The organism is Pseudomonas abyssi (assembly GCF_002307495.1).
GTDB lineage: Bacteria > Pseudomonadota > Gammaproteobacteria > Pseudomonadales > Pseudomonadaceae > Halopseudomonas > Halopseudomonas abyssi.
Window position 1 is genome coordinate 96,617 of sequence record NZ_NTMR01000011.1, and the last position, 15,426, is coordinate 112,042.

At 62.6% G+C, this 15,426-nt stretch carries 14 protein-coding genes; 12 read left to right on the forward strand and 2 right to left on the reverse strand.

Annotated elements, in window-relative coordinates; translation table 11 throughout:
* Nucleotides 1-88: 88 nt before the first annotated feature.
* Both CNQ84_RS09570 and lolD read left to right on the forward strand, forming a co-directional pair.
* On the forward strand, nt 89-1,333 hold the full coding sequence (locus CNQ84_RS09570) for a lipoprotein-releasing ABC transporter permease subunit (protein ID WP_096004657.1): 1,245 nt from the start codon (nt 89-91) through the stop codon (nt 1,331-1,333).
* Nucleotides 1,326-2,009 (forward strand): lipoprotein-releasing ABC transporter ATP-binding protein LolD, encoded by a 684-nt coding sequence (gene lolD, locus CNQ84_RS09575; RefSeq protein WP_096004658.1) that lies wholly within the window; start codon nt 1,326-1,328, stop codon nt 2,007-2,009. The genes CNQ84_RS09570 and lolD overlap by 8 nt, the downstream gene beginning before the upstream one ends.
* Nucleotides 2,010-2,016: 7 nt before the next feature.
* On the opposite strand, the gene CNQ84_RS09580 is transcribed toward lolD, so the two are convergent.
* The gene (locus CNQ84_RS09580; protein WP_083725943.1) at nt 2,017-2,547 is read right to left on the reverse strand and encodes a DUF2062 domain-containing protein; all 531 of its coding nucleotides are present in this window, start codon (nt 2,545-2,547) and stop codon (nt 2,017-2,019) included.
* A 225-nt stretch (nt 2,548-2,772) separates the two neighbouring features.
* Between CNQ84_RS09580 and CNQ84_RS09585 the strand changes: the two genes are divergently transcribed.
* The 8 genes from CNQ84_RS09585 to murB all read left to right on the forward strand — a co-directional run bounded on the left by CNQ84_RS09585 (nt 2,773) and on the right by murB (nt 9,656).
* The gene (locus CNQ84_RS09585; protein WP_096004659.1) at nt 2,773-5,019 is read left to right on the forward strand and encodes a DNA internalization-related competence protein ComEC/Rec2; all 2,247 of its coding nucleotides are present in this window, start codon (nt 2,773-2,775) and stop codon (nt 5,017-5,019) included.
* A gap of 77 nt (nt 5,020-5,096) precedes the next feature.
* Complete coding sequence (locus CNQ84_RS09590; RefSeq protein WP_096004660.1) at nt 5,097-5,765, forward strand: MotA/TolQ/ExbB proton channel family protein; 669 nt, start codon at nt 5,097-5,099, stop codon at nt 5,763-5,765.
* 2 nt (nt 5,766-5,767) lie between these two features.
* Nucleotides 5,768-6,202, forward strand: coding sequence for an ExbD/TolR family protein (locus CNQ84_RS09595; protein ID WP_096004661.1), 435 nt, complete (start codon nt 5,768-5,770; stop codon nt 6,200-6,202).
* Nucleotides 6,199-7,224 (forward strand): tetraacyldisaccharide 4'-kinase, encoded by a 1,026-nt coding sequence (gene lpxK / locus CNQ84_RS09600; protein WP_096004662.1) that lies wholly within the window; start codon nt 6,199-6,201, stop codon nt 7,222-7,224. Before CNQ84_RS09595 ends, lpxK begins: the two co-directional genes overlap by 4 nt.
* A 3-nt stretch (nt 7,225-7,227) precedes the next feature.
* Nucleotides 7,228-7,413: a Trm112 family protein gene (locus tag CNQ84_RS09605; RefSeq protein ID WP_065335674.1), complete on the forward strand. Its 186-nt coding sequence runs from the start codon at nt 7,228-7,230 to the stop codon at nt 7,411-7,413.
* Nucleotides 7,409-8,176, forward strand: a complete 768-nt coding sequence (gene kdsB / locus CNQ84_RS09610; RefSeq protein ID WP_096004805.1) for a 3-deoxy-manno-octulosonate cytidylyltransferase — start codon at nt 7,409-7,411, stop codon at nt 8,174-8,176. Before CNQ84_RS09605 ends, kdsB begins: the two co-directional genes overlap by 5 nt.
* Nucleotides 8,173-8,634: a low molecular weight protein-tyrosine-phosphatase gene (locus CNQ84_RS09615; protein WP_096004663.1), complete on the forward strand. Its 462-nt coding sequence runs from the start codon at nt 8,173-8,175 to the stop codon at nt 8,632-8,634. Before kdsB ends, CNQ84_RS09615 begins: the two co-directional genes overlap by 4 nt.
* Nucleotides 8,634-9,656 (forward strand): UDP-N-acetylmuramate dehydrogenase, encoded by a 1,023-nt coding sequence (gene murB / locus CNQ84_RS09620; protein ID WP_096004664.1) that lies wholly within the window; start codon nt 8,634-8,636, stop codon nt 9,654-9,656. The genes CNQ84_RS09615 and murB overlap by 1 nt, the downstream gene beginning before the upstream one ends.
* Nucleotides 9,657-9,796: 140 nt before the next feature.
* Here murB and rne read toward each other — a convergent pair whose 3' ends face one another.
* The gene (gene rne, locus CNQ84_RS09625) at nt 9,797-13,108 is read right to left on the reverse strand and encodes a ribonuclease E (RefSeq protein ID WP_096004665.1); all 3,312 of its coding nucleotides are present in this window, start codon (nt 13,106-13,108) and stop codon (nt 9,797-9,799) included.
* Nucleotides 13,109-13,783: 675 nt separating this feature from the next.
* On the opposite strand from rne, the gene rluC reads away from it, so the two are divergent.
* Together rluC and CNQ84_RS09635 are read left to right on the forward strand one after the other, a co-directional pair.
* Nucleotides 13,784-14,749, forward strand: a complete 966-nt coding sequence (gene rluC, locus CNQ84_RS09630; RefSeq protein ID WP_096004666.1) for a 23S rRNA pseudouridine(955/2504/2580) synthase RluC — start codon at nt 13,784-13,786, stop codon at nt 14,747-14,749.
* Complete coding sequence (locus CNQ84_RS09635) at nt 14,739-15,422, forward strand: HAD-IA family hydrolase (protein ID WP_096004667.1); 684 nt, start codon at nt 14,739-14,741, stop codon at nt 15,420-15,422. Before rluC ends, CNQ84_RS09635 begins: the two co-directional genes overlap by 11 nt.
* The last annotated feature ends 4 nt before the right edge of the window (nt 15,423-15,426 follow it).

The following is a 15,426-nucleotide window of genomic DNA, read 5'->3' on the forward strand; positions in this document are numbered from 1 at the left end:
GACAGGCGCTGACCAGCCTCCGTCGTTCAGTGTAACATGTCGCGCACAATTCACCGGCTGGGGCCGGATACAAGGTAGCCTGCTTTTCATGTTCAGACCCTTACCCTTTTTTATCGGCCTGCGATATACCCGCGCCAAGCGGCGTAATCACTTCATCTCCTTTATTTCACTGATTTCCATGCTCGGTCTGACGCTCGGTGTTATGGTCATGATCCTGGTGCTGTCGGTGATGAACGGCTTTGATCGCGAGTTGCGAACCCGCATCCTGGGCATGGTTCCGCATGCGACCATCAACGGTTATCAGCCCATCGATGATTGGCGCTCGTTGGCAGAACAGCTGGAGAGCAATCCCAAGGTTGTCGGCACGGCGCCCTTCATTCAGCTGCAGGGCATGCTGACGCATAACGGCAGCGTGGCTCCGGTGCTGGTCAACGGGATTGACCCGCAGGCCGAAAAGCGCGTCTCCATCCTGCAGAACCACATGCAGTCCGGGTCGCTGGATAATCTGGCCGAAGGCGAGTTTGGTATCGTCATTGGCGAGTTGATCGCCAAGCGTTTTGATGTCGCGCCCGGCGACAAACTCACCTTCGTATTGCCCGAGGCCTCGGTTACGCCGGCTGGCGTGTTCCCCCGTCTGAAGCGTTTCACTGTGGCGGGTGTGTTCAAGGTCGGCGCGGAGCTGGATGGCTCGCTGGCGATGATCCATGTGGCGGATGCGGCGCGCCTGAGTCGCTGGCAGCCGGGACAGGTTCAGGGCGTAAGGGTGCAGTTGCAGAACCTGTTCGAGGCGCCGCAGGTGGCCTGGGATCTGGTGCGCGAGCTGCCGGGCGACTACTACGCCCAGGACTGGACGCGCACCCATGGCAACCTGTTTGCGGCAATCAAGATGGAAAAGACCATGATTGGCCTGCTGCTGATGCTGATCGTCGCGGTGGCGGCGTTCAACATCATCTCGACGCTGGTGATGGTGGTAACGGACAAAAAGGCCGATATCGCGATTTTACGCACCCTGGGCGCCACGCCCGGCTCCATCATGGGCATCTTCATGGTGCAGGGCTCGCTGATCGGCGTCGTGGGTACGGTCAGCGGCTGCATCCTCGGCGTGCTGGCGGCGCTGAATGTGTCCGATATGGTTGCGTGGCTGGAGCGGGTGCTGGGTATCCAGTTCCTCAGCTCGGATGTCTATTTCATCAGCTATCTGCCCTCAGAACTGATCTGGAGCGATGTTGTGGTGATCTGTACCACCGCCCTGAGTTTGAGTTTCCTTGCTACCTTGTATCCCGCTTGGCGGGCATCGCGTACCGAGCCGGCGGAGGCCCTGCGTTATGACTGATGTCGTTCTCGAATGCCGTGATCTGAGCAAGGAATACTCGGTCGGCCCGCAAACCCTGCGGGTGCTGGATGAAGTCCAGTTGCGCTTGCTGCGTGGCGAGCGCGTCGCCATTGTCGGCAGTTCCGGCTCAGGCAAGACCACCCTGCTGAACATGCTGGGCGGGCTTGATACGCCCACCTCGGGCGAAGTGCGACTGGCCGGCCAGCAATTGTCGACGCTGAAGGAATCTGAGCGCGGTCGCCTGCGTAACCAGCAACTCGGGTTTGTCTACCAATTCCATCATCTGTTGCCGGAATTCACCGCTCTGGAGAACGTGTGCATGCCGCTGCTGATCGGTAAAACGCCGATCAGCGAGGGGCGTGAGCGCGCCACGGCCATGCTGGAGCGAGTAGGGCTGGGCGAGCGGATTGGTCATAAGCCGGCCGAGCTGTCTGGTGGTGAGCGTCAGCGGGTGGCCATTGCCCGTGCCCTGATCAGCCAGCCGGCCTGTGTGCTGCTGGATGAGCCGACCGGTAATCTGGATCAGCAGACTGCTGAAAGCATTCAGCAACTGATGCTGGAACTCAGTCAAACCCTGCAGACTGCCTTTCTGGTGGTCACCCATGACCTTGCATTGGCGGCTCGCATGGACCGCACCTTCACCCTCAAGCAGGGGCAGCTGCGCGAGCAGGTCTGAGCGCCGATTACTCGGGCGACTGGCGACGGCGTCGCAATTTGCGGCGTTGCCAGTTGCGCGATACCCAGATGCGCCAATACAACAGCGTCAGGACGTAGCCCAGTCCGGCGATGACCGTGCCAACGATCAATGAGCCCAGCAGCAGCGGCTGCCAGATGTGCTGTAGCTCGGACATCAGCCAGGTGAAGGACAATTCCATCGGCATGCTGCGCTCTGGTGCGCCCAGCAGCAGCGTGCCGACCTTGTACTGGGCGAAGAAGATCGGCGGCATGGTGACCGGGTTGGTCAGCCAGACCAGGCTGACCGAAATCGGCAGGTTGGAACGCGCAACGATGGCTACCGCGGCTGCCACGGCCATCTGCATCGGGATGGGCAGGAAGGCGACGAACAGGCCAACGGCCATAGCGCGGGAGACGCTGTGGCGGTTGAGATGCCAGAGGTTCGGATCGTGTAGCAGGTTGCCCATGAACTGCAGGGACTTGCTGCCTTTGATCCGATCCGGGTGAGGCATCATGCGTTTGAGAAAACGGCGTGGCATCGCAGGATTCGGCTAGGTGGGCGTGCGCCAATTATGCCCGGATTGATACCGCCGCACTACTGCCTGACAGCCAGGGTCTGTTGCCGTTTCTTTCCCCGGCCTGTCGAGGTGCGTCTGTAACGCCGCGACCCAGCGCCTTGCGCTTCTTGATTGGCCGTTTTACAGGCTGGATAAGGCGGGTCAGCGAAGTCTCGGCAGACGCTAACAGGAAAACAGGATGTTTCCGTGAGCCACCCTCGCTTGCTGTTGACCGCGCTGCTGGCCGGTCTGCTGACTCCGCTGTGCTTGACTCGCTTGCCGGCGCTGCCTTGGTGGGGCTGGCTGCTATTTCCTCTGTTTGCCTGTCTCTTGCGTCGCCGGCCTGCGGGCCGGCTGCTGCTGGTCTTTGCGCTGGGCGCCTGCTGGGCGCTGGCGTGGCACCAGCTGCAACTTGCTCAGCGCCTGCCGGCGGAGCTGGATAACCAGACACTGGAACTCGTCGGGACCGTCGCGGCACTGCCTGAGCAGACCGAGACCGGATGGCGCTTCATGGTGCGTGACGGGCATACGCTCGATGGCCGGAGCTTGCCGCTGATGCGCTTGCACTGGTGGGGTGGCGAGGGTGTGCGTGCGGGAGAGCAATGGCAACTGACGGTGCGCTTGCGTGCTCCGCGGGGTATGCGCAACCCGGGCACCTTTGACTATGAGGCCTGGTTGTATGCGCAGGGTATTGGTGCTGTGGGAAGTGTGCGTGCCGGGCGGCGCATCGCGGCTGCGCCGGCCCTGGGGCAATGGCGCGATCGCTTGCACCAACATCTGGGTGCCACGCTGGTTTCTCAGGACAATAGGCGCCTGCTAGCCCTGCTGATCGGGGATCGCCAGGCCCTGTCCGATGCGGACTGGGAGGTGCTGCAGCGCACGGGCACCAGTCACTTGCTGGTTATCTCCGGCTTGCACGTTGGCATGCTGGCTCTGGCCTTCTTTGTGCTGGTGCAACTGCTGCTGCGCTGCTCCCTCTGGCACTGGCCCTGGCCTCAGCTGTGGCTGGCGGCACCGCTCGCGCTGGGCGCGGCGGCCGGCTACGCGCTGTTGGCCGGAATGGCGGTGCCGGTACAGCGGGCGCTGCTAATGTGCGCTGCGGCGCTGTTGCTGCAGTTGTGGCGTCGCTCCGTTGCGCCGCTCACGATCTGGCTACTGGCGATGTGCCTGGTCGTGCTGGCCAATCCCGCAGCCCCATTGCGCGCCGGCTTCTGGTTGTCGTTTATGGCGGTTGGGCTGCTGATCCTTGCTATGGGCGGGCGGCTACACAACCGCGGTCTGTGGTGGCGTTGGGGGCGAGCCCAGTGGGTTGCCTTTGTCGGGCTCTGGCCCTGGCTGGTGCTCTGGGGGATGCCGGCCAGCGGCGCGTCTATGCTGATCAACCTGCTGGCCATTCCCTGGATAAGTCTGCTGGTGGTGCCGCTGGCTCTGCTGGGCAGCTTGATGGAATTGGCGCTGGGCTGGAGTCAGCCGCTGCTGCTGGCAGCCTGGTTGCTCAATCTGTTGATGACGGTGCTTGCCTGGGCCGGCAGTTGGAGCCCGCTGATTTATCTGCCTTTTCCGGGTTGGGCGAGTTGGTGTCTGGCGCTGGCCGGCAGTTTGCTGTTGCTGTTGCCCGGCGCCGTTGTTGTGCGGCCGCTGGCATTGCTCTGCCTGTTGCCGCTGCTGATGGCCGAGCAAACGCGGCCGGCACCGGGGGAGTTGCGTGTCGTGACGCTGGATGTGGGGCAGGGCCTGTCGGTGCTGTTGCAGACGTCCGGGCACACGCTGCTGTATGACGCCGGCGCCCGGCTGGCCAGCGGCTTTGATCTGGGCGAGGCGGTTGTCGTGCCCAGCTTGCTGGCGCTGGGAGTTGAGCGGTTGGATGTGCTGCTGGTCAGTCATGGCGACAATGATCACGCCGGTGGTGTCCCCAGCGTGATCCGTATGCTCCCGACCGAGCGGTTGATCGCAGGTGAGCCCGAGCGCCTGCAAGGGCTCGGCGCGCAGGCCTGCCGTCATGGCGAAAGCTGGTCGTGGGACGGGGTCGAGTTCACCTTGCTGCGTGCGGCCCTGTCCGATGCGCCGGCCAATGGGCAGTCGTGTGTACTGCAGGTGCGCGCCGGAAAGCAGGGCCTGCTGTTGCCGGGCGACATTCGGCAGGCCGAAGAGTATGCCTTGCTACCGCAGCTGGAGTCGGCAGACCTGCTGCTGGCACCCCACCACGGCAGCCGCAGCTCCTCAAGTTATGCGTTTATCCGTCGGGTGGCGCCGCACTGGGTGGTATACAGCGCGGCTTATCACAATCCATACGGGCATCCGCATCCGCTGGTTGTGCAGCGCTACCAAGAATTGGGCAGTGATGCGATTTATACTGGCCACTCGGGGGCGGTCGGTTTTATCCTTGGCCGCTCGGGGTCGATTAGCCCCGAATGGCGCTGGCGGGAGGCCGCACGTCGTTTCTGGCATCAATGATAAAGACGGGTTATTCGCCGGCCGACAGGGCGGCAGCCTGTGCTAGAGTAGGCAACCATTTTGGGGAGGGATCGCTTGTGTGGGAATTGATCAGTTCTGGCGGTTGGTTGATGGTGCCCATCATCCTGTCGTCAGTCATTGCTGTGGCTATCGTATTTGAGCGTTTGTGGGTGTTGCGCGCAGCGCGGGTCGCACCGGCAGGCTTGCTCGGCCAGGTCTGGCAATGGGTCAAGGATGGTCAACTGGACGCAGCCAAACTCAAGTCGCTGCGTGCCGATTCGCCACTGGGCGAGATTCTCGCCGCCGGCCTGGCCAACTCGCGTCATGGCCGCGACATCATGAAAGAGTGCATCCAGGAAGCCGCCGGCAAGGTGGTGCATGAGCTGGAGCGCTACCTTAATACCCTGGGTACTATCGCTGCGATTACGCCTTTGCTGGGCCTGCTGGGTACTGTTATCGGCATGATCGACGTGTTCAGCGCCATCATGGTGCAGGGCACCGGCAATACCGGCGTACTGGCTGGTGGTATTTCCAAGGCTTTGATCACCACGGCGGCGGGTCTGACGGTGGCCATCCCGGCGGTCTTTTTCCATCGTTTCTTCGTGCGCCGTGTGGATGAGCTGGTGGTCGCCATGGAGCAGGAAGCGACCAAGCTGGTTGAAGTCGTACTGGGCAACCGTGAGGTGGATTTCAACGGCAATGGCAACGGTCGCAAGCTGGCTGCCGCCGGTGGCAAGGGAGCCTGAGCGTGAACTTTCGCCGGCAGAAGATTGAAGAGGTCAGCGTCAACCTGACACCGTTGATTGATGTGGTGTTTCTGCTGCTGATCTTCTTTATGGTGTCGACCACCTTTACCCGAGAAACCCAGCTCAAGTTGGAGCTGCCCCAGGCCGCCTCCGGTCAGCGGGTCGAGGACCGCAGCATCCAGCAGCTGGAGCTGACCATCGCCGCCAACGGCGAGATGGCGCTGAATGATCGCACTCTGATGCGCTCGGACTTGGAAACCCTGACCGCCGCGCTGCAGAGAGAGTCAGGCGGGGATACCCTGTTGCCGGTAATCATTACCGCCGACGCGCAAACGCCGCACCAGTACGTCATTATCGCGATGGATGCTGCCGGCCAGCTCGGTTTCAGTCGGCTGCGCCTGACAACCAGTGAAATCGAGGCGGACGCCACGCAGTGAGCGGTTCGTCCCTGGAGCAGCGGTTGCTGCGCGCCTGGTACAGCCGGGCTGGCTGGCTGAAGCTGCTGCGTCCGTTGTCCGCACTGTATCGCCGGGTTGTGGTGCGACGTCGTCAGCAGTATCTGGCTGGGCAACGTGCTCAGTGGCAGCCGCCGGTGCCGCTAATAGTGGTTGGCAATATCACCGTCGGTGGGACCGGCAAGACGCCGATGGTGGTCTGGCTGGTCGAGTTCCTGCGGCGTCAGGGCTATCGCCCCGGGGTAGTTAGCCGGGGTTACGGCGCCGCGCCACCGTCACTCCCCTGGGTGGTTTCCTCAACCGATGCGCCGGCGATTGCTGGCGACGAGCCGCTGCTTATCGTGCAGCGGTGCCAGGTGCCGTTGGTCATTGATCCGAACCGCCCGGCCGCCGCCCGCCGCCTGCTGGAGGAGGGGGTAGATCTGATTATCAGTGATGATGGCCTGCAGCATTATGCCCTGGGCCGAAGCGTTGAACTGGTGTTGCTTGATCAGCAGCGTGACCTGGGCAACCGGCGCTGTCTGCCCGAAGGGCCGCTGCGCGAGCCGGTTGAGCGCTTGCAATCGGTTGATCTGGTGGTGCGCAACGGTGCCGCAGCCGATGGCCCCAAGGGCTATGCGATGCAGCTGGCACCCGGTGTGCTGGTCAATCTTGTGACCGGCGAGCGCGTTGCTGCCACCCGCTGGTCTGGCTCTCGTCATGTGGCGGCCATGGCAGGTATCGGCAATCCCGAGCGCTTCTTTGTCACCCTGCAGGCGCTGGCCTTTGAGTGCGAGACCTACATCTTTGCTGACCATGCCCGCTATGATGAGCAGGTGCTGGCGCCTTTGCCAACGAACAAACCAGTGCTGATGACTGAGAAAGATGCGGTCAAATGTGCTGCACTGGCGCGCGACAACTGGTGGTATCTGAGTGTCGATGCGCAGCTAAGCGACGACTTTGCAACAGCGCTGCTGGCGCTGCTGCCTGCGCCCGAAAGGGCTTGCGAATCAATCCAGGAGTGATCGATGGATCCCAAACTGATGGACGTGCTGGCCTGCCCCCTGTGCAAGGGGCCGCTGGTATTGAGCAATGACAAGCAGGAACTCTGGTGCCGCGCAGACGGGCTGGCCTTTCCGGTGCGAGATGGTATTCCGGTGATGCTGGAGTCCGAGGCGCGCGCACTGGACGCCGACGAAAAGCTGGGTGATTAGCGCGATGTTTCACGTCATTATTCCGGCCCGTTACGCCTCGACCCGCTTACCCGGCAAGCCGCTGCAGCAGATCGCCGGCAAGCCCATGGTTCAGCACGTCTGGGAGCAGGCGTGCAAGAGTGGGGCGGCGACGGTCACTGTGGCGACGGACGATCAGCGTATTATTGATGCCTGTCGTGCCTTTGGCGCCGAGGTGGTGCTGACCCGCCCAGACCATCCTACCGGCACCGATCGCCTGCAAGAGGTCGTCACCCAGCTGGGCCTGCCCGGCGATGCCTGCGTGGTCAATGTGCAAGGTGATGAGCCACTGATTCCGCCAGCGGTGATCGACCAGGTGGCGGCCAATCTGCTGGCTGCTAGTGATGCCGGCATTGCGACGCTCGCCGAGCCGATCGCTGACAGCGAAACGCTGTTCAATCCTAATGCCGTCAAGGTGGTGATCGATCACCAGGGGTATGCTCTGTACTTCAGCCGTGCGCCGATGCCCTGGTGTCGTGACCAGTTCGCCAATGGCCCGGCGCCGCTGCCCGAGCAGGTTCCCTTTCGACGCCACGTCGGCATCTACGCGTACAAGGTCAGCTTTCTGCATGCTTATGTCGGTTGGCCGGCCAGCCCATTAGAAACGGCTGAGTCGCTGGAGCAGTTGCGTGCGCTCTGGTTTGGCACACGCATTCACGTCGCCGACGCCTGTCAGACCCTGCCTGCGGGGGTGGATACCGTTGAGGATCTGGCGCGGGTGCGGGCGTTGTTGGAGTCCGCATGACGCGCGTGCTGTTTGTCTGTCTCGGCAATATCTGTCGCTCGCCCAGCGCTCAGGGCGTATTCGAGGCACGCCTGGCCGAGCGCGGCCTGCAGTCGGCCTTTGAGGTCGACTCCGCCGGTACCGGCGGCTATCACGCTGGCGAGCCGCCAGACCGGCGTGCTCAGGCGGCGGCCCGCCGACGTGGCTATGACATCAGTGGCCAGCGCGCGCGCGCCGTGCGCGACGGTGATTTTCATCAGTTCGATCTGATTCTCGCGATGGATCGCAGCAATCTGAGCAATCTGCTGCAGCGTGCGCCTGCTAACTGTCGGGCCAAGGTGCGCCTGTTCATGAGTGGGGTCAGAGGCTGGCCAGAAGAAGTACCTGATCCGTATTTTGGTGGCGACCAGGGGTTTGAGCAGGTGCTGGATATGCTTGATGCCGCGTCTGATGCCCTTTTGGCGGAGCAGGGCTACTGATGCGGATGCAAGAGGGCGCGGACCTCAAGCCGTTTAACAGTATGGCGCTATCGGCTCCGGCAGAACATCTGCTGGAGGTAGCCAACGACCGCGAGCTGCGGGAGGCGTTGGCGCTGGCGCAGCGCAACGGCTGGCCGCTGACGTTAATGGGGGGTGGCAGTAATCTGATACTGGCGGGCGCGGTATCCGGCCTGGTGGTACGCATGGTCAGTCGTGGTCGACGGGTTTTGTCTCGTGACACCGAGCAGATTGTGATCGAGGCTGAGTCGGGAGAAAACTGGCACCAGCTGGTGTGCTGGAGTCTCGATCTCGGCTTGAGCGGCCTTGAGAATCTGGCCTTGATACCGGGGACGGTGGGTGCTGCGCCGGTGCAGAATATCGGCGCTTATGGTGTCGAGCTGTGCGATTGTTTTGACAGCTTGCAGGCACTGGACCGTGAAACCGGTGAGTTGTGCTGGTTCGATCGCGAGCAGTGCAGCTTCGCCTATCGGGACAGTCGTTTTAAGCGCGAGACTGGCCGATATGTGATCTTGCGGGTTCGTCTGCGGCTATGGCGCCGGGCGCGGCTGAGGGTGGGGTATGCGCCCTTGGCTGCAGCCTGGGCGGCGACCGGCCTGAGCGAGCCTGATGCGCGAGTAGTGGCTGCGCTGGTTGTGCGCATTCGTCAAAGCAAGTTGCCGGACCCGCAGATCCTGCCGAATGCTGGCAGCTTCTTCAAGAACCCGGTGGTGAGTGTGGGGCAGGCGCGACAGTTGCTTGAGCGCTATCCTTCGATGCCGCAGTTCACGCAGGCCGATGGCACGGTCAAACTGGCTGCCGCCTGGTTGATTGATCAGGCGGGCTGGAAGGGCTTTCGCGATGGGGCGGCTGGCGTGCATAGCGAGCAGGCGCTGGTGCTGGTCAACCATGGCGGCGCAACCGGTGCGCAGATTCTCGAGCTTGCGGCGCGCATTCGTGCCGATGTGCTGGCACGTTACGGTGTTGAGCTGGAGCAGGAGCCTCCGGTGATCGGTCTGCCTTAACGCCACGAAGGTTGCGGCAAAGGCGACCGCACAGCTGCAGGATACGAAAGCCCGGCTAGTCAGCCGGGCTTTTTTTGGGGGTCGTGCAGGCACAAAAAAGGAGATGCCGATCGGCATCTCCTTTTTGGCTTACGCCCCGGTCAGGGCTTCTGGCTGTCGACGGTCTGCTCGTCCTTGCGGACTTGCTCGCTGTCGTCGCTATCGGCGGTGTCGTCTGCGGTCGTCGCGTCCGACTCGGCCTTGGTTTCGCTTTCCGGCTGCGCGGCGCCATCGGCAGCTATGGGCTGCTCGGTGGCACTTGGCTGCTCGTTCAGCAGGTCGGCCTGTTGGGGCTGAGCCGCAGGTGCAGCTTCGGCTACGACTTCCGGTGCCTTGACAGCGTCTGGCTCGGCTGGAGCAGCTTGCGGTGCCTCAACTGCGGCCTCTGCGACAGGTGCCGGCTCGCTCTGAGTTGCCTGGGCGGCTTCTTCGGCCTGGCGCTTGGCCTCAAGCTGACGCTTGCGGATTTCGCGTGGGTCGTTATAGGCGCGGCCGCTTTCGGTCAGTGCCGGAATAGCGGAGTCTTGCGCTGCAACTGGCGCAGGCTGCTCTTCCTCAGGCGCTGCAGCGGGCTGCTCCGGAGCCTGCTCGGTTGCGGGCGCAACGGCTTCTGCCACGGGCTCGGCAGCAGGTGCTGCTTCTGCGGGCGCTTGTTCTGCCGGTGCTTGCTCTGCCTGCGGCGCGTTGTCCGCTGTTGCTTCGGCGCTTGCCTCAGCGACAGGTGCGGTGGCGGGTGCTTGTGCAGGCTGCTCGGACTGTTCTGCATCGTCCTCTGAGCGGCTGCTGTTGCGCTCGCGACGCGGGCGGCGGTTACGCTCGCCACGCTCACGACGGGACGGGCGAGTCTCTGCCTGCTCGGTTTGCTCGCCAGACTCTTCGCTCTGAACGTCGTCAGCACCAGCCTCGGTAGCCGCCTGCGGTTGCTCTTCGCTGTCGGACTTATCAACCGGTTGGGCCTGGGTGAAGGCCTCGACGGCGGTCTCGATAGACGCTTCCAGTTTGCTGGCCGCTTCGGTCAGCCCCGCTTCAACCGGTGTCTGCACATCGGTTACGGTCTCGGCATCGGCGTCAACTGCGGTGGTGACGGCTGCATCGCTGCTGGGGGCGTCGGCGGAGGTGGAGACGGCTGCGGCGACGGCAGTGGTGCCGGCTTCGCTGTTGTCGCCTTCTTGCTGAGCACCTTCGGCCTGCGGACGGCGGCGGTTGTTGCGACGACGCTGGCTGCTGCGTGAACGGCGCTTGGGACGCTCGCCTTCGTTACCGTCGGCAGCGTTATCCTGGGCCTCGTCAGCAGTGGTCTGCAGGTTGCTCAGCTCGTCGTTTTGCTCGGCTTCTTCGGCGCGCGGCTGTGGGGCACGGCGCTCGCGTTGCTCGCGCGGCTGACGGTTCTGGCTGTCGTCCTCGCGGTTGGTGCGCTGCTCGGCGTCAGCCGGGCGGCGGCGGCGGCGAGTGCTACCTGCTTCATTCTTACGGGTTTCGCTGGCGTCGTTCTCGTTGCGCTGCTCTGGCTTGGCGCCTTGTGCCTTGCGTTCACCGTCCTGGCGGTTGCCACGATCATTGCGCTCACCGCGCTCACCGCGCTCACCGCGCTCACCGCGCTGGCGACGGTTGCGGTTGTTGCGGCGCTCGTCGGCGTTACGCGGATTGCGCTCACGCTTACGTTCGTTGCTGTCGCTCTGCTCCTGCTTCTCGGCTTGCTCTGCAGTCGGCTGCTCGCTGGCGAACAGGCCTACCAGGCTCTTGATCAAACCCTTGAACAGGTTCGGTTGAGCGGCTTGTACGGCTTCGACCGGCGCTGGCGGCGTTGGTGCCGGGCGGGCAGGGGAGAGTGCCTTGACGGCTGCTTCCTGACGCACGATGGCGCGGGTCTGGCTGACCGGAGCGGGTTCTTCTACTTCGACGGTGGCGGTAGCGGTGTAGCTTGACTCGCCGTTCAGTACCGACTCGTGATCGTCACGCAGACGCTGTACGTCAAAGTGCGGGGTGTCCATGTGTGGGTTGGGCAGCACCAGCACGCGCACGCGGGTGCGCGCTTCGGTCTTGGCCAGGGCGTCGCGCTTTTCGTTGAGCAGGAAGGTGGCGACCGGTACGGGTACGTGGGCACGTACTTCGGCGGTGCGGTCCTTCAGGGCTTCCTCTTCGATCAGGCGCAGCACGGATAGCGACAGGGACTCGACGTCGCGGATGGTGCCGCGGCCGTTACAGCGCGGGCAGACGATGCCGCTGGTCTCACCCAGCGACGGGCGCAGACGCTGGCGGGACATTTCCAGCAGGCCGAAGCGCGAGATGCGGCCAACCTGCACGCGGGCGCGGTCGGCTTCGAGGCTTTCGCGTACGCGTTCTTCAACGGCGCGCTGGTTCTTGGCCGGGGTCATGTCGATAAAGTCGATGACGATCAGGCCGCCGATGTCGCGCAGACGCAGCTGGCGAGCGATCTCTTCAGCCGCTTCCAGGTTGGTCTGCAGTGCAGTTTCTTCGATATCGCCACCCTTGGTCGCACGGGCGGAGTTGATGTCGATGGAAACCAGAGCTTCAGTGTGATCGATAACGATGGAACCGCCGGAGGGCAGTTTCACTTCGCGTTCGAAGGCGGTCTCGATCTGGCTTTCGATCTGGAAGCGATTGAACAGTGGCACGCTGTCTTCGTACAGTTTCACCTTGCTGGCGTACTGCGGCATGACCTGGCTGATAAAGCTCAGCGCCTCTTCCTTCACTTCCTCGCTGTCGATCAGCACTTCACCGATGTCTTGGCGCAGGTAGTCGCGGATGGCGCGGATGATGACATTGCTTTCCTGATAAATCAGGAGGGGTGCCTTGCGCTCCTCGGAGGCGCCTTTGATGGCTTCCCAGAGTTGCAGCAGATAATCCAGGTCCCATTGCAGTTCTTCGGCGCTGCGGCCCAGGCCGGCGGTGCGCACGATCATGCCCATGTCGGCGGGCACGTTCAGGCTGTTCAGGGCTTCGCGCAGTTCGTTGCGCTCTTCGCCTTCGATGCGGCGCGAGATTCCGCCAGCGCGGGGGTTGTTCGGCATCAGCACTAGGTAGCGGCCGGCGAGGCTGATGAAAGTGGTCAGGGCTGCGCCCTTGTTGCCGCGCTCTTCCTTGTCGACCTGGACGATGACTTCCTGGCCTTCTTTCAGCACGTCCTTGATGTTGACGCGACCTTCAACTTGCTTGGAGAAGTATTCGCGGGAGATTTCCTTGAGGGGGAGAAAACCGTGGCGTTCGGAGCCAAAGTCGACAAAAGCGGCTTCCAGGCTGGGTTCGACGCGGGTGATACGGCCTTTGTAGATGTTGGCCTTTTTCTGCTCGCGGGCGCCGGATTCGATGTCCAGATCGTAGAGGCGTTGGCCGTCTACCAGGGCGACACGCAACTCTTCGGGTTGAGTTGCGTTAATGAGCATTCTTTTCATGAAGTACCGTTGTGTTTCCAGAGCTATCCGGTCTGCACGGGCACGGCACCTGCGACTCTTCAGTTAGGTGTCAGGTGTGTTTCTGTTATCGGCGGGGCCGAGATACAGAGTTCACATCGCCACTACAGTGGCGACAGTTCTGTCTGTTACTGCTACTGCATACAGAGAAACTGCTTCGGGACTCCCTGCCATGCGGTCTGGCGGGGCGCGGCAGCGGGTATGCTGCCGAATGGGTCCTGGGGCGTCTACGCAAGGTCTGCGGAGGCCGTCGGGCCGTAGTGCCTGCGCGCCGGAGCGCTATTGCAGGGAATCCTTGGGGAGGAATCAGCTGGACTGGGGACGGGGACACCCTGGTTGGCAAGTGTCTACGCTCGTCACATGATCCTGAAGCTGTGCATCTCCACCTAAACACTTACCCATCTGAATCGGGTGCCGCTCCGTATATTGAACGGGAGCGGGTTAATGGTCTGATCGCCCTTCGGCGTCCAGTCGTCTAACACAGGGCCTGTCGACGTTTTGAGTTCTGCTTGCTGCGTCAGGCCGCCGTGTGGTTGTTTCTGGGGGTGGCAGGCATTTGTTTGGCCTGAGTTCCCCGGCTGCAGAATCGGCAGCTCGCCGGACTATAGCAGCATTTTTTAAGTGCTTCAATTGCATGAAAAATTGTATGATGCGCCGATGAAAAATACCGCTTCAGGCCTTCCCGCCCAGGTTCAATTCGATGAAATCTCCGCCGATCAGGCGGGGCAGCGCATTGATAATTATTTGATCACGCGCCTCAAGGGGGCGCCGAAAACACTCGTCTATCGCATCTTGCGCAAGGGCGAGGTGCGGGTGAACAAGGGGCGGGTCAAGCCTGACTACCGGTTGCAGGCGGGTGATCTGCTGCGCATACCGCCGGTCCGGCTGCCGGCACCGGATGAGCCGGTGCTGGTAGGGCAGGGCATTCTCAATGCGCTTGAGCAGAATGTTCTGTTTGAGGATAAGGGGTTGATCGTGGTCAACAAGCCGGCAGGTCTGGCGGTGCACGGTGGTAGTGGTCTGCACTTCGGCGTGATCGAGGCAATGCGCCAGTTGCGTCCGGACTGCCCGCAGCTGGAATTGGTGCACCGGCTGGATCGCGATACCTCGGGTTGTTTGATGATCGCCAAAAAGCGCAGCGTGCTGCGCCATCTGCATGCCGCGCTGCGTGGCGATGGCGTGAACAAGCGCTATTGGGCGCTGGTGCGTGGGCGTTGGCCGGGGGCGACAAAAAAGGTGCATGCGCCGTTGCAGAAAAATAACCTGCGGTCCGGTGAGCGTATGGTCGAGGTGGATCCGGCAGGTAAGGAAAGTCTGACCGAGTTTCGTGTGCTGCAGCGCTTTGGTGATCGCGCCACCCTGGTCGAGGCACGGCCCGTCACCGGGCGTACCCATCAGATTCGTGTGCACGCCAAGCACGCCGGTCACCCGATTGGCGGTGATCCCAAGTACGGTGATGATGAGTTTTCCCGGGAGCTGCGTGAGTTGGGCGGCAAGCGACTGTTCCTGCATGCGCGCTCGCTGGCGGTGACGCTGGCCGATGGCGAAGCGTTGGAAGTGCAGGCCGAGCCGGGCCCCATGTGGGACGATACGCTGCGCAGGTTGGCCGCTGATGGTGATTGATACGCTGATTTTCGATTGGGACGGCACTCTGGCCGACTCGATAGGTCACATCGTCAGCACCATGCAAAGCGCTGCGGTGGCTGTCGGTTTGCCGGTGCCCAGTGAGGAGGCGGTCAAGGGGATTATCGGGCTTGGCCTGCCGGAGGCCGCTGCGGTGCTGTTTCCACAGCGTCCTGATCTGGCGGTGCCGGTGGTCGAGGCCTACCGTGACATCTATCTGAGTGATGATCAGCAGGCGGTGCCCTTGTTTGCTGGTGTTCGGCAGGCATTGGATGACTGGCGTGAGGAGGGTTACCTGCTTGCTGTTGCAACGGGTAAAGGGCGTCGTGGTCTGAACCGGGTGCTCGGTCAGCATGATCTGTTGGATTACTTTGACGCCACGCGTTGCGCTGACGAGACTGTCAGTAAGCCGGATCCGGCCATGCTGCATCAGATTTTGCGGCAGCTGGGGCGTGGTTCCGGGGCGGCAGTCATGGTGGGTGATAGCTGTTTTGATATTCAGATGGCCCACAACGCCGGCGTGCGCGCGGTGGGGGTCAGTTATGGCGCGCAGTCGCGCGGTCGGCTCGAGCAGCTGACGCCGGCGGTGTGTGTGGACAGATTTGTCGAGCTTGCGCCCTGGTTGTCCGGGCAGCGGGCAGGGTCTCGTGGTATCGGGTTGGAGAGAGTTTGATGGA

Excerpts from the sequence above, each read along its gene's own strand:
- CNQ84_RS09570 (WP_096004657.1), top strand. The coding sequence starts at position 89 with ATGTTCAGACCCTTACCCTTTTTTATCGGCCTGCGATATACCCGCGCC.
- lolD (WP_096004658.1), top strand. The coding sequence starts at position 1,326 with ATGACTGATGTCGTTCTCGAATGCCGTGATCTGAGCAAGGAATACTCG.
- CNQ84_RS09580 (WP_083725943.1), bottom strand. The coding sequence starts at position 2,547 with ATGCCACGCCGTTTTCTCAAACGCATGATGCCTCACCCGGATCGGATC.
- CNQ84_RS09605 (WP_065335674.1), top strand. The coding sequence starts at position 7,228 with ATGGATCCCAAACTGATGGACGTGCTGGCCTGCCCCCTGTGCAAGGGG.
- CNQ84_RS09615 (WP_096004663.1), top strand. The coding sequence starts at position 8,173 with ATGACGCGCGTGCTGTTTGTCTGTCTCGGCAATATCTGTCGCTCGCCC.
- murB (WP_096004664.1), top strand. The coding sequence starts at position 8,634 with ATGCGGATGCAAGAGGGCGCGGACCTCAAGCCGTTTAACAGTATGGCG.
- rne (WP_096004665.1), bottom strand. The coding sequence starts at position 13,108 with ATGAAAAGAATGCTCATTAACGCAACTCAACCCGAAGAGTTGCGTGTC.
- rluC (WP_096004666.1), top strand. The coding sequence starts at position 13,784 with ATGAAAAATACCGCTTCAGGCCTTCCCGCCCAGGTTCAATTCGATGAA.
- CNQ84_RS09635 (WP_096004667.1), top strand. The coding sequence starts at position 14,739 with ATGGTGATTGATACGCTGATTTTCGATTGGGACGGCACTCTGGCCGAC.